The 13,304-nt window shown below is 50.2% G+C and carries 10 protein-coding genes; 1 reads left to right on the plus strand and 9 read right to left on the minus strand.

The window, feature by feature from the left end; translation table 11 throughout:
• The 8 genes from PGX44_RS00450 to PGX44_RS00485 form a co-directional block, all read right to left on the minus strand.
• A complete protein-coding gene (locus tag PGX44_RS00450; protein ID WP_498853802.1) occupies positions 1-885 on the minus strand; it encodes a radical SAM protein in 885 nt (294 codons plus the stop codon).
• A gap of 81 nt (positions 886-966) precedes the next feature.
• Positions 967-1,281, minus strand: coding sequence for an ArsR family transcriptional regulator (locus PGX44_RS00455; protein WP_186502111.1), 315 nt, complete (start codon positions 1,279-1,281; stop codon positions 967-969).
• Between the two features lie 44 nt (positions 1,282-1,325).
• Positions 1,326-1,775 carry a flavodoxin gene (locus PGX44_RS00460; RefSeq protein ID WP_186502113.1) on the minus strand — a complete coding sequence of 150 codons (450 nt, stop codon included), beginning with the start codon at positions 1,773-1,775 and terminating at the stop codon, positions 1,326-1,328.
• A gap of 73 nt (positions 1,776-1,848) precedes the next feature.
• Positions 1,849-2,856, minus strand: coding sequence for an aldo/keto reductase (locus PGX44_RS00465; protein WP_498853803.1), 1,008 nt, complete (start codon positions 2,854-2,856; stop codon positions 1,849-1,851).
• Positions 2,857-2,858: 2 nt separating this feature from the next.
• The gene (locus PGX44_RS00470) at positions 2,859-3,485 is read right to left on the minus strand and encodes a TetR/AcrR family transcriptional regulator (RefSeq protein ID WP_498853804.1); all 627 of its coding nucleotides are present in this window, start codon (positions 3,483-3,485) and stop codon (positions 2,859-2,861) included.
• Between the two features lie 303 nt (positions 3,486-3,788).
• Entirely contained in the window at positions 3,789-6,935 is a 3,147-nt protein-coding gene (locus tag PGX44_RS00475) for an autotransporter domain-containing protein (RefSeq protein WP_498853805.1), read from the minus strand.
• A 339-nt stretch (positions 6,936-7,274) separates the two neighbouring features.
• Entirely contained in the window at positions 7,275-10,670 is a 3,396-nt protein-coding gene (locus tag PGX44_RS00480) for a hypothetical protein (protein WP_498853806.1), read from the minus strand.
• Between the two features lie 244 nt (positions 10,671-10,914).
• The gene (locus PGX44_RS00485) at positions 10,915-11,469 is read right to left on the minus strand and encodes an NAD(P)H-dependent oxidoreductase (RefSeq protein ID WP_498853807.1); all 555 of its coding nucleotides are present in this window, start codon (positions 11,467-11,469) and stop codon (positions 10,915-10,917) included.
• A gap of 99 nt (positions 11,470-11,568) precedes the next feature.
• On the opposite strand from PGX44_RS00485, the gene PGX44_RS00490 reads away from it, so the two are divergent.
• Positions 11,569-11,982: a peptide deformylase gene (locus PGX44_RS00490; protein ID WP_498853808.1), complete on the plus strand. Its 414-nt coding sequence runs from the start codon at positions 11,569-11,571 to the stop codon at positions 11,980-11,982.
• A 176-nt stretch (positions 11,983-12,158) separates the two neighbouring features.
• On the opposite strand, the gene PGX44_RS00495 is transcribed toward PGX44_RS00490, so the two are convergent.
• Positions 12,159-13,199: a mechanosensitive ion channel family protein gene (locus PGX44_RS00495; RefSeq protein WP_186502131.1), complete on the minus strand. Its 1,041-nt coding sequence runs from the start codon at positions 13,197-13,199 to the stop codon at positions 12,159-12,161.
• Positions 13,200-13,304 lie beyond the last annotated feature (105 nt).

Here is a 13,304-nt window from a genome sequence, read left to right on the forward strand (position 1 = left end):
TTAGACGTAGCGCATGCTGTGGCGCCGGGCCTGCAGGACCCGTTCGTCCTGTTCACTGAACTCAGCCAGGATTGCATCGAGACGCTGCAGTGTTACGTCCCGTTCTTCAGGCAAGGTCGTAACGAAGGTGACGCTGCTGGTCGAGGTCATGGTATTGATCGTAATGGGAATGGTCAGGTCGGCAACGAGCTCACGGACTTCTTCGATCCGTTCCCGTTCTGTCGCTTCGACAAATTCACCGGCCTTTGTCTGTTCGTAGAGCTTCGTGCCCGGCAGGATGGCCACGTTGGTATACATCATGTAGTACGGATGAATCTGGTTAAAGATGGCGGCGCTCTTTTTGGCACTTTCTATAAGCTTGCCCTTACCGGCCAAGCCACCTAAGTAGATCATGCGGTAGGTCATGCCGGCCGCATCAAGCTTATGGCATTCCGTAAGAATATCGGCTGCCGTATAGCCTTTGTTGACGGCTTTGAGGACGTCGTCGTCACCGCTTTCAATGCCGATCATGACTTCATCGAGGCCGTGTTCTTTAATACGCTTGATGTCGTCGACGGTCTTGTGCTTAATGTCGTTGATCGTAGCGTAGGTCGTAATGCGGGCTTCCGGATAGTAGCGGCGCATGAGATCCCATACGGCAATCTGCTTGTCTGCGCTGAGGACGAAGGGGTCGCCGCCAGAGGCCCAAATATTTTTGACATACGGCTGGTAGCGCTTGGCCTCCTGCAGGTCAGCTTCGATCTGTTCCAGAGGGGCTATCCAAAAAGGCGTGTCTTCGTAAAAATTACAAAATGTACATGTATTATGGGAACAGCCGGCTGTGACTTCAATAAACAAGCTATCGACATCGGTCTGGGGCCGGACTATAGGACCATGAAAGTGCATAGGAACATCTCCTTTTGATTTACATTTCTAAAAATATCGATATGAATGAGTGAAGAGAAAGGCAGGAGCTGCCTCCTGCCCTTACAGTTCTTCGCGGATATACACAGCCAGACGGCGGAGCATCTCCTCATTACGCCGGTAATAGGTCCATTTGCCGTAGCGCCGTGACTCTAAGAGACCGGCCCGCTGCAGCATGTCCAGGTAATGGGAAATGGTCGACTGGGAAATGCCTGCTTTGTCGCAAATAGCGCCGACACAGACACTGTGTTCAAACGTATCTCCTGCAGGGATATGAATCCCTTGGGGCGGGAAATACTGTTCCGGATGTTTGAGCCATTTCAATATTTGTAATCTTGTCTCGTTGGCTAATGCCTTAAAAATTTCTATCTCATTCATGGCTCTATTATATCGTTATTTTTCGATATGTCAATACATTTTTCTTAGAGAATGTCACCACTGACACTGCCGTTGAGCATGGTGCCCTTGACGATATGGAGTTCCGGGTACTTGCCTTTCAGGTCCTGTACGGCCTTGTCGATGCCGCTGCCACCGGACGTAGCAAAGAGTACGATTTGGGCATCGCCAAAGGAATGGCTGTCCAAATACGACAGGATGACGTGCGGGGCTGTATACCACCAAATAGGGAAACCAATGTAGACGACGTCATATTCAAAAGGCTTGACGTGGTCTTCTACCAATTTCGGACGGGAATAATCGTCTTTCATTTCCAAAGACGAACGGCTCTTTTTGTCGAGCCAGTCCAAATCAGCTTTCGTATAGGCCTGGGCCGGTACGATTTCCTGTAAGTCAGCACCGACGAGTTTGGCTAATTCTTTTGCTTTCCCGGCAGTCCGGCCGCCGGCAGAAAAATAGGCTACGAGTTTTTTCATATTAATCACCCCTTGGGATTATTGTATATCTCTTTTGTTATAATTGCAAATGCATTTCTTTTCTGTTTTTCCCTTATTCCTTACGCCAATTACGGCTAAAGGAGCGCTGCTGTGATTCATCGATCCCCCGGTGACCATAGACCTGGCAGGCGTCGAGGCCCTGCTGCAATTCAGCAAACTCAGCGTCTGTAAGCACGACTTCCGAGGCCTTGAGATTTTCCAGGATTCGTTCCTTGTTCTTCGAGCCGGGAATGGGAATGACGTGGGGATATTTCTTCAGCATCCAGGCCAGGCAAATCTGGGCGCTCGTGCAGTTCTTGCGCTTGGCCCAGCCGGCTAAGAGGTCGACAATGGGCTGGTTGCCCTTGATGTTTTCCTGAGATAATTGAGGCACGAATTTGCGTACGTCGTCGCCTGTAAATTTCGTATCGGCTGTGACCTTGCCGGATAAGAGGCCGCTGGCAATGGGCGAAAAAGCGACGAGGCCAATGTGCTGTTCCCGGCAGTAAGGAATGAGTTCGTCTTCGCAGTCCCGTTCGACCATGGAGTACAGGTTTTGCACGGCCGTCAAGGGCGTAATATCCTGGACAATGCGCAAGGTCTGGACAGGTACCTGGGAGAGGCCCCAGCCACGGATAAGGCCCTCCCGGATGAGACGGCCCATAGCGGCGGCTACATCCTGAAGGGGGATGTCTTCGTTAACGCGGTGCCAGTAATAGAGATCGACATAGTCTGTCTGCAGCCGTTTAAGAGATGCGTCGAGGTGGCTGCGCAGAATGTTGTAGACCGGTTCTGATGGAATGTATTCTTCTGTCGTGATGTGCAGCTTCGTTGCCAAAACGACGTTTTTACGGATATCCTTCAAGGCTTTGCCGACGAGTTCTTCGTTGTGGCCCGGGTAAAATTGTTCCCGGCCGTACGTTTCGGCCGTATCAAAGAAGGTGCAGCCGTAGTCGTAGGCGGCGCGTATAGCGTCTATGCTGTACGCTTCCGGCGGCACGGCACCGTAGCCATGGGAAAAGCCCATACAGCCCATACCGATTTCTGAGACAGTGAGTTTGCCTATTGTGCGTGTGTTCATTTTTAATCCCCCTTGGTCAATAGTTTGCGGATACAATGACGGGTCAGCTGGCGGATGGATACGTCCGGCCTATCTATGCCGGCTAACCGCATGGATTCGAGCTGCCACGCTGTAGGATAGACGTACGGGTAGATGCCGTACATAAAGGGCAGGAAGGTGTAGTGGAAAATCTGCCGTTCCTCTTTCGTCAGGTCCGGCACATAGGCTTTGAGACAATCATCCATGACGTCCCGGGCATGACCATAAGACTCTTTAAAAGCCGTCAAATGTTCCAAACGGCTGTGTTCTTCTATTTCGTAGAGGTTCATACATTGAATTTTTAACATGGTCGTCCGCTGTTCCAGGCTCTGTCCGACAGCGTCAGCAAAATCAGTGACGGTCATGGTATCGTGCTGCTGGCGGATGTCTTGCAAGGCCTCAGCCCACAAGTCGTATTCTTCCCGCAGGATAGACAAAAAAATCTCTTCCTTCGACTGGAAATAATTATAGAGGGCCGGCCGGGAAAGGCTTGTTTCTTTACTGATGTCCTTGAGGGAGATTTCCTGGAAGGTCATCGTTTCGTAGAGTTTGCGGCAGGCCCGGGTAATTTCCTGAGGGCGCTGGGCTACGACGGCGCGCGATACTTTCACATGATCACTTCCTTTTTTCTGACTTCATGTCATATTATCAGTTTATATTTTTTCTGACGTTATGTCAATATAATTTCTGTAAAAAGATACCGTGCCTTCAGATTGGTGAAGACACGGTATCTGAGAGGAGTGTATTGTAGTTGTATTTGCCCATTTGGAAATTGTGTTGGCAATTTGCAATGGGGCTCGTTTTGCCTCTCTCCATTACGGAACTTTACGTTTTGCCTCTATCGGCCGCATTTGCGGCTACGTCCTCTCCCTCAAGGAAAGCAGGTTCGTCCCTCATTCCCTGAGAAAGCGGGATTAGAATTGGTAGTTGAAGCGCGCTGCCAGGGTAATACCTTTTTGCAGGCCTGTCCAGCCTGTGACATGGAAGTCCAGCGTGTACGGGTTGTCTTTGGTGGCCTCGGTGGTCCAGCCGGCTTCGAGGAAGCCGCTCGAGCCTTGGAGACTCGGCGACTGCGTACGCAAACCATTATAGGTGGCAATGCCGTCACCATTGAATTCATATTCCCAGCCCGTACCGATGTAGAGTTTTTGGTGTTTCCGGACCGTGCGGTTCCAGCGTGCGCCCAGGCGGGTAGCTACGGAGTCCATGGAATCGAAATGGTATTGTGCCAGGCCGCGGCTGCTGCGCAAGGTGACGGTGTCGCTGCCTTCGTGGGTCCAGAAAAGCTTAGCGTACACGTCGAGACTCGTATTTTTCTGCAGGGGCAGAACCTTGCCGATGCCGGCGTGCATGGCGATGTAGGGCGAGCTGGAGTTATAAGCAGCGCGGGTGCCATCGATGATGCCCGTGTAGTCGCCTTTGATGTGACCGCCGTGGAGGCTGCCTTCGTAGTAGAGGCCATCGCTTTGGTCTCTACGGACGAGGATGCCGCCGCCCAGGTACTGATGCTCCCCATCACCGCGGGCGCCGCTGTCGAGGAAGGTCGAGTAATTGCCTTTACCGTATTCGATGAAGGGCATGATCGTGTCGATGTAGTCCTGGCGTTGGAGACGACGGACGAGGCCGACGTTGACGTTGAAGCCGTGGCTGCGCACGTACGAGCCAGTCTTATGCTTCAGGGATTCAGCGCCCATGACGGCATAAGGAGTGAAGCGGGCCATGGCGTCCATGTTGAGTTTCATAGCTGACGCACCATTGCTGCCACTGCTGCCTTTGCCGTCTTTACCGGGGTCATGAGGCCCACCCGGACCCGGTCCTTGAGGCCCACCCGGGCCTGGACCATGGGGGCCGCCACCGTTGGCGATGGCGTTGGCCTGAGCGGCTGCCATGGCGCTTTGGACGCCATCTGTAGCGACGAACTGGACGTTATGCTTCAGGCCTGCCAGGCCGTCTACTTTCCCTTCTACGAGGGATTTGGTGCCTGGATGCAAGGATGCCGCCGGTTCGGGTTTCGGGTTAGGTTCAGGGTTAGGTTCAGGATTAGGATTAGGATTAGGTTTCGGGTCCGGGTTCGGTTCAGGTTCCGGATCTGGTGGCTTGGGCGCTAATTTCGTAATGGTGGCAATGATCTTATCTGCCCCATCCTTCTTGACTTCTACGCCGGTCTGGGCAAAGCCCGCGTCCGTCAGAACGCCGTATTTTGTTGCCGTAGCACTCTCCGAATCTTCGTCTGTCGTAACGCCGGCTTTGTTGACAATCAGATTGATCTTGTCGCCTACGTTCAAGATAGTCGCGTCACTAGCACCGGCCTTGATGGTAGCGCCCGTAAGGTCTGTAGGTTCGCCACTGGTGATGGTGAGCATGGTACTGCCGTTGACGGCTTCTTTGGGGATGTAGAAGTTCAGATTTTGGAAATAGCCGATTTCCTTGACTTCGTTGTTCAGGCTGTGGACGTTGAGGGTGTTGCCTGTGCTGGTATTAGATAACCCACCATATAGGCAGAGACCTGATGAGGCAACAGTGCCGTTCAAATTGACTATATTGTTGGTGGCGCTGCCAGTACCATACCCGGCAATGAGGTTGATGTCGTCATCGGCCGTTGTTCCTTCAGAGAAAGTGACGCCATCATTGATGGTGATGGTATTGCTGTCTACTGCTGCGCCATCTCCCCCTTCGATGGTAACACCGGTGCCAATGGAAGTACCTTTCTTCAGAGTTACAGTATTGCTGCTTGCCGTAGGAGCTACGCCTGTATAAATATTGGTACCGCTGCCAATGGTGCCACCGTTGGAAGTGAAGGTATTTCCTTCGGCCACGCCGCTTTCAGCATAACCAATGTATACATTTTTTTGGTTTTCAGCCAGCGTTCCATTTAATTCCAAAGCATTATTTTTGGCTTCTGTTACACCTCTGCCGACTAAAACCCATTTGGAGACCGCATTAAGAATACTGTTTTTCCCTACAATTACTTTATTGTTATTGGCTGTTCCATTACTTGAACCACCGTATACCATATACGGTGTATACGTTATGGTTTTATCCGTACTGCCTATAAATTTAACTGTATTGGAATCTGCATTGTTACCCATAGGCGCTCTGCCACCTATCACCCATCCATTTTGGGAAAGAGCGACATCTCCAATTGTTACCATATTGCCGCTAGCACTGATTCCGTATTGCGAATCACCACCTGTGATATTACTTGTTACGGTTCCTTTTTCTATCGTGACCGTATTTTCATCAGCAGTATTTCCCCCTCCGCCACCATAAACCAGATAAAACAAACCATCGTGTAAAATTACTGTATTACCATTAGTTTGCCCAGTATTTGTTCCAAGGCCGCCATAGATAATACCACCTGTTTGCAGTGCTGTAACTTCCACTTTGTTATAAGATGCATCGCCAGAGTTTGCTTGTCCGCCGTACAGATTAACGCTCTCCGTGTTATTTGGTAAATCAACGTTCACCACATTGTGCGTAACACTGTTCGTTCCACCGTACCCGCCGTATGCATTGTTAACCTGCGCAGCGTCTTTGAGATTCAGTTCATTATTTGTTACTGCACCGCTGTAGCTATACCCCCCCATAGCGTTACTGGCTGTACCTCCTGCTATAGTGACGATATTACTGGGAGAATCTGTCGTTCCTGCCTTTTCATCATCGCCCGTAGGGCCGCTATAGGACCCAACATTGCCTGTTTCGGAATAGGCTGCAGCAATAAATTCCAGTTTGCTAGTCCCACCTGTACTGTCAACGGTCATGTTGATACCGGTTATAGGCTGCGCATCAGCTTCATTGGTATAATGACCAAATAAAGCATTATGTTCGACTTGGTTTGGTGAGAAGCTTTCAAGTTGTATTTTTAAAACCTTTTCTGAGCCCGATTCCGGAATGTAAATATCGTAACTGTAGGTAGCACCTCCCATAGTTATACCTTTTTCTACTGTCAATTGATCTTCACTCGTAATGGTCGTTGCTGCCTGTACAGGCACAGCACTTCCCAGGCTACAGCCCATCATGCTAATGAGTACCAAAAGAACTAATTTCTGATTTTTCGTCATACTAGCACCCCCACTTTCGTCTATTATGACTGGTCTCTTCCCTTATATGATGCAGTGCCTCTTTGATCAAAGGCACTCGTCAAATAAATGAATTTATTTATTAATAACAATTCTTCTTTTTTATTATATCATATCACAATAATTAATCAATATTAATTATTATTTATTATGCAATAGCATTTATCTATATAAAATTATCATTGTTCAAAAATTTATCATTATGGATGAACTCATAATTTTAAAATATAGTTCCGCCATCTTCCTCCTTTATCTGGCGCGTATCAGTTAACCATCTCATAGATACAAAAAGACGCCCCCTGTAAGGACGTCTTTTTGTATCTAAAATTGGTAATTGAAGCGGGCTGCTAAGGTAAAGCCGTGCTGCAGGCCTGTCCAGCCGGTCAGGTGGAGGTCCAACGTGTACGGGTCATCCTTGGTAGCTTCTGTTTGCCAGCCAGCTTCCAGGAAACCGCTCGAACCCTGGAGACTCGGCGACTGCGTACGCAGGCCGTTATAGGTAGCACAGCCGTCACCGCTAAATTCGTATTCCCAGCCTGTGCCAATGTATACCTTTTGATGTTTTCGAATGGTACGGTTCCAACGAACACCTAGTCTGGTAGCAACAGAATCCATGGCATCGAAGTGGTATCGGGCCTGGCCAGCGCTGCTACGCAGGGTAACCGTATCGCTGCATTCATGTGTCCAAAAGAGCTTGGCATACGTATCGAGGCTGGTGTTCTTCTGGAGAGGCCGTACTTTACCGATACCGGCGTGCATAGCTACGTATGGCGAATTCGAGTTGTAGGCAACGCGGGTACCCTCGATGATGCCCGTGTAGTCGCCTTTGATGTGGCCGCCGTGGAGACTGCCTTCGTAATAGAGACCGTCGCTTTTGTCTCTTCGGACGAGGATGCCGCCGCCCAGGTACTGATGTTCCCCATCACCACGGGCGCCGCTGTCGACGAAGGTCGAGTAATTCCCCTTGCCGTATTCCGCGAATGGCATGATTGTGTCGATATACTCCTGTCTCTGAAGACAGCGGACAAGGCCGACGTTGACGTTGAAGCCGTGGCTGCGCACATACGAACCGGTCTTATGACGCAATGATTCACCGCCCATGACGGCATAGGGTGTGAAGCGTGCCATAGCATCCATATTGAGCTTCATGCCAGAGGCATTGTTACTGCCTTTGCTACTGTCCTGACTGTTGACTACAGCGTTTGTCTGGGCAGCTGCCATGGCGCTTTGGACGCCATCTGTAGCGACGAACTGGACGTTATGCTTCAGGCCTGCCAGGCCATCTACTTTTCCTTCGGCAAGAGATTTCGTACCCGGATTCAGTGTAGCTGCCGGTTCGGGCTTAGGTTCGGGTTCCGGTTTTGGTTCAGGCGTTGGTTCGGGTTCCGGCTCTGGTTCAGGTTCTGGTTCCGGCGGTTTAGGCGCTAACTTCATAATAGTGACGATGATCTTATTTGTGCCGTCTTTTTTGACTTCGACGCCCGTCTGAGCAAAACCCGCATCTGTCAGAATGCCATATTTCGTTGCCGTGGCACTCGACTGGTCTTCGTCTGTCGTAACACCGGCTTCGTTGACGAGGAGGTTGATCTTGTCGCCTACGTTCAAGATGGTCGCGTCACTGGCACCGGCCTTGATGGTGGCACCCGTAAGGTCCGTCGCTGCGCCGCCCGTGATGGTGAGCATGGTATCGCCATTTACCGCTTCTTCTGGGATGTAGAAATTCAGGTTTTGGAAAGCGGTGATTTCTTTTACCTTGTTGTTGAGGGTGTAAACATTTATGGTGTTGTTTGTCCCGCTCTTGCCATTGACAATATATGTACCGCTATCGTATTCCTGACTTACCAGGCCACCGCTCAAATGAAGGCCTGCAGCGGAAACCGTGCCTAATAGATTGATGGTATTGTCCTTGGCTTCCGTACGGCCGACGCCGGCCACGATATCGATGTCATCACCATCAGAATCGCCTGCAGCAAAGGTAACGCCATCTTCGATGTTCACCGTATTGCCATCGGCTACGGTGCCTTGGCCGCCATAAAAGACGGTGCCGACGCCCAAGTTAGCGCCTTTTTGGAGGTTGATGGTATTTTCATTGGATTCCACATTCAACGGCCCATAATAATAGGCATAAACAGAATCGGAAGAGCCGCAGACGAGAACGCCTGCGTCCAAGGTGCCTGAGACATTCACGGTGTTTTTATCACCTGTGTTATCTCCGCCATAATTCCAGGCTCCCACAACCAGAGCCCCTTCACCTACATAGCCTTCGATAGTCATGACATTTTCATTGGCCTCTCCGCCCTGACCGGTTGCACTGGCGCTGGCTATGACGTCACCAGAGTATACACGGCCGGTTTTGCCCACAGTGAACATATTGCCATTGGTAATGCCCTTAGGGTATTGTGTAGAGCCCGCCATGAGATTCATTCCCTCTCCCAGCGTACCATCAATTTGTACCGTATTTCCTTTTGCTTCCGTTGTTCCGCGGCCACTTGCCGTATTGTAAGAAACATTAGAAATTTCAGCTCCCCGGTCGATAATCAAATGGTTGTTATTGGCTGGACCAGAAGAGAACCCTGCATATAATTGCTTGAACTGAGTCAGCGTGCCGCTGGTCAAATGAACGGTATTGCCGTTGGCTTCCCCGTCGGTACTATTCATACCGGCTATAATGCCTAAGTTGGAGTTATTCAGCGTCACATCCGTCAGCGTGATAATATTCTCATCGGCTTTGCTGTCCGTAGCGTTTCCATAATTGGAGCTATAGACCCAGCCCCCTACGATTTCACCGCTTACGGTACTGTTCGTGATAATTGTCTGATTATGGCTGGCACTGGTACCGCCTTGGATATAGGCGGTGTGGACATTGCTGATGGTGCTGTCTTCTATTTGGACCGTATTCCGGTCTGCCGTATAGCCTTCATAGCCGCCATAGATATACCTGAAATTGCTGTTGTGCACTATGACCGTATTATCATCCGAGCGGGCGCCGTGGTCTATCTTGCCGTCGTTTGCCGATCTGCCTCCAAAGATGTCCCCGCCTGTGGAGTCCCATACTTCTACGGTATTATGGGAAACGACACCGGTATTGCTGTTGGACTTGCCGCCGTAAAGGCTAAATTCTAAGGCAGAGCCGTTTTTTTTGACACCGTTCATATGGAGCACATTATATGTGGCATTGCCAGTTTGACTGTAGCCGCCATAGGCTTGATCAAATTGCGCGGTATCGCTTATATTGAGTTGATTATTTGTCACCGTGCCGGTATTGCTCATGGCCGCAGCCAGTTCAGAAGCACTGCCGCCTGTCACGGTAACGGTATTGCTAGGTGCCGTACTGCCTTCCGTATAGGCACCGAGAGTACCGGCGTCACCATACGCTCCCGCAAGGTATGCCAAAGTCTGGGTGGTCCCCGTACCAGAAATAGTTACATTTTTACCGGTTACCGGTTCTGCAGCCGTGTCGGTATACGAGCCAAACAGTGCCGTTTTTGAAGGGCTTGCCGGCGTAAACGTTGATAAGTTGATGTTCAGCTGGTCTGCCGCTTGCGCAGGAGCGTAGACCGCATAGGGGCTGCGGCCCATGACCTGTGCGTTTGCAGTGGTCGTCAAATCCTCTGCACTTGTAATAATCGTCTCTGCCTGGACCGGTGTAGCAGGTACCAGGCCACAGCCCATGATGCCCAAAAGCACGTAAAAGGCCAATTTTCTCTTCCCAATCATACTCCCCCACCTCCACCAACATGGTTGGTGCTATCCCTCTCTCTTAGCCACGCCTTCCTTACGAAATGGCTCGATTCCTATCTAATCACGCATCGTTATTTATCTAATTTTATTATAGCATGGTTTTTCATTCATCATGCATACTGATTTGTCATTAATCATTCTTTATTTTGTATAATTCAAATCATATAATTATATACATTGACAAAAAAAGACGCCCTGTGTGGACGTCTTTTGGCTTGTCTTAGCACTTCTTCAATTCTTCTATGAGCGCTTGTGCGCTGGCTTTGCAGTCGCTGATGATGCGTTTCTTGTCTTCTTCGGTGCTGACGCCAGGGACGTACATACAGCCGTAGGTGACGATGGGATCATGGAGTTTCATGCCCGTGAATTCCGCGAGCTGCCGGAAGTTGTAGAGGTATTCTGCCACCGGGCGGTTTTGCGTGCTGCCTGCTTTGTACGTGTCAAAGGGCGCGCCGGCAGTGAAGGAAATGATAAAGTCTTTGCCTTGCAAGGCTGTGCCTTGGCTGCCATAGGCGAAGCCGTGGGCCAGGACTTCTTCTACCCATTTCTTGAGGAGGGCCGGGTAGGAGTACCAGTAGAAGGGAAATTGGAAAACCAGGACGTCGGCTGCTTTGACAGCGTCCTGTTCTGCCGGAATGTCGAAGTGCCAGCCTTTTTCAGCCAAATCTTCGATGGTGATGTCCAGATTGGATTTTTTGATTTCATTTAAGATAGTGGCGTTTGCCAAGGATTGTTCCGGATGGGGATGACCGGCGATAAGTAATATTTTTGCCATTGTGTTCTTGCCTTCTTTCATATATGATATGGTTGTATAGTCAGTTTATTCTATACCTGCTAAGTACATTATATCACTCGATAAGGAGTCTGAATACAAATGAAACGAGAAATTGTGCGAGATATCATTTTCCTTCAGCGTCATGCGGAGGCAGCGACGCTGGAGGATGCGGCTGTAGCTGTGGATTTGCAGGATACGCTGGAGGCGCATTTGGAAACGTGTGCCGGTCTGGCGGCAAATATGATTGGCAGCAACAAGGCCATTATCGCCTTCCGCTATGATAAGAAGACAATTGTCATGTATAATCCTGAAATCGTGAAGACGTCAAAGAACACCTACGCAACGGAGGAAGGCTGTCTTTCCCTGACAGGGACGCGGCCGTGTACGCGTTTTGAAACGATTGAAGTGCAGTATGAGGATGTCCATTTCAAGAAGAAACGGAAGAAATTCACCGGGTTTACGGCTGAAGTGATTCAGCATGAAATGGACCATTTAAAAGGCATTTTGATCTAGCTTTCTCCGGGAAGAAAGCGGGTCCGAAGGAACCGATAGAGGCGTCACATACAGCACCTGACGCAGGCCGAAAACGTCATGGTCCGTGCAGCTGCGAATGCTATGAGCGGGCCAAGTGTAACGAAGCCGGGCTGGCGTACTATGTCATACCCATAGTACGCCAGCCCGGCTTATTTTTAGTCTTTCCGGATTAGGAGCTGTATATTTTCCTTTTGATAGACCGTAAAGATTTCTTTGATGAATTCGTGCCTGAGAACGGCTTCGTCGACGATGTTGCGGATCCGCAGGACGACGTTGAAGGTAATGCCGTAATCACCCATGGTATCGAAGCGGACCAACGGTTCAAAGCCTGTGACGCCGCTTTCACTGCTTTCGAGGATGTCCCGGGCTACGCGCAGCGTCACATCTTCGACGTGCTGCAGGTCGTTGTCGTACGTAATAGTCAGGGGAATGGAAATGGTGCATTCTGCCAAGGGCTGTTCGTAGTTCGTGAGAGTCGCCGAGGCGATGCTTTTATTCGGCACGATGACCATGTTGCCTGTGCCCGTGCGGATAGTCGTATTACGCCAGTTCATGTCCGTTACGCGGCCGGATTCACCGGAAGCAAGGCGGATGTAGTCGCCCATATGTACCTGCCGGGACAGGAGTGTCGTAATACCTGAAAAGAGGTTGGCCAGTGTATCCTGCAGGGCCAGGGCCGACGCCAGGCTGCCTGCACCGAGAGCCGTCAGGAGCGGCGAAATGGAAATGCCGTAGGAACCGAGGATGATGATGAGGCCTACCATGTAGACACCTAAGTCGACGATAGTCGTCAAGATGGATGTCGTGGCCGATTCATTGCCGCTCTTCATGAGCTTGCTTTTCAGATAGCTCGACAGGAGGTGGGCAAAGAAGAAGGTCACCGTAATGATAACGACGCTGTGATAATGGCGCTCTAAGATATTTTGTACAAAATCGGGCAAATTGAGTATACCCTTAGTCAGCTGAATACCCAGGAGAATCCCAAGGAGAGTCGGCATGAAGCGGAACGTATTGCGCCAGCTTTCCCGGCGTACAGGTGTAACACGGCACAAAAGCTCGATGAGGCCGCGGAAGACCCAATGCAAAATAAAAATACCGATGCCGATAAACAGGAAAAAGGCCAGCATGTGCACGTGCGGGCCGCCATGTTCTATTTCTCTGCTCATCATATTATAAACCGAAACAAACCAATCCATTCTCTTCTCCCCCAAGGGTCCTAAAAGACCGCAAAAAATAGACGGGCAGCATGCAAACGGCATGCTGCCCTTGTTTTTGAACGTATTCTATATTAGCTGTTTCGA

The sequence above is a fragment of the Caecibacter sp. AF58-12pH5A genome (assembly GCF_027681725.1).
In the GTDB taxonomy this organism is placed as follows: Bacteria; Bacillota; Negativicutes; order Veillonellales; family Megasphaeraceae; genus Megasphaera; species Megasphaera hominis.

Bases quoted from the DNA above. Each gene is read 5' to 3' on its own strand.
- PGX44_RS00455 (WP_186502111.1), bottom strand. From the start codon at position 1,281: ATGAATGAGATAGAAATTTTTAAGGCATTAGCCAACGAGACAAGATTA.
- PGX44_RS00480 (WP_498853806.1), bottom strand. From the start codon at position 10,670: ATGATTGGGAAGAGAAAATTGGCCTTTTACGTGCTTTTGGGCATCATG.
- PGX44_RS00475 (WP_498853805.1), bottom strand. From the start codon at position 6,935: ATGACGAAAAATCAGAAATTAGTTCTTTTGGTACTCATTAGCATGATG.
- PGX44_RS00465 (WP_498853803.1), bottom strand. From the start codon at position 2,856: ATGAACACACGCACAATAGGCAAACTCACTGTCTCAGAAATCGGTATG.
- PGX44_RS00495 (WP_186502131.1), bottom strand. From the start codon at position 13,199: ATGGATTGGTTTGTTTCGGTTTATAATATGATGAGCAGAGAAATAGAA.
- PGX44_RS00485 (WP_498853807.1), bottom strand. From the start codon at position 11,469: ATGGCAAAAATATTACTTATCGCCGGTCATCCCCATCCGGAACAATCC.
- PGX44_RS00450 (WP_498853802.1), bottom strand. From the start codon at position 885: ATGCACTTTCATGGTCCTATAGTCCGGCCCCAGACCGATGTCGATAGC.
- PGX44_RS00490 (WP_498853808.1), top strand. From the start codon at position 11,569: ATGAAACGAGAAATTGTGCGAGATATCATTTTCCTTCAGCGTCATGCG.
- PGX44_RS00460 (WP_186502113.1), bottom strand. From the start codon at position 1,775: ATGAAAAAACTCGTAGCCTATTTTTCTGCCGGCGGCCGGACTGCCGGG.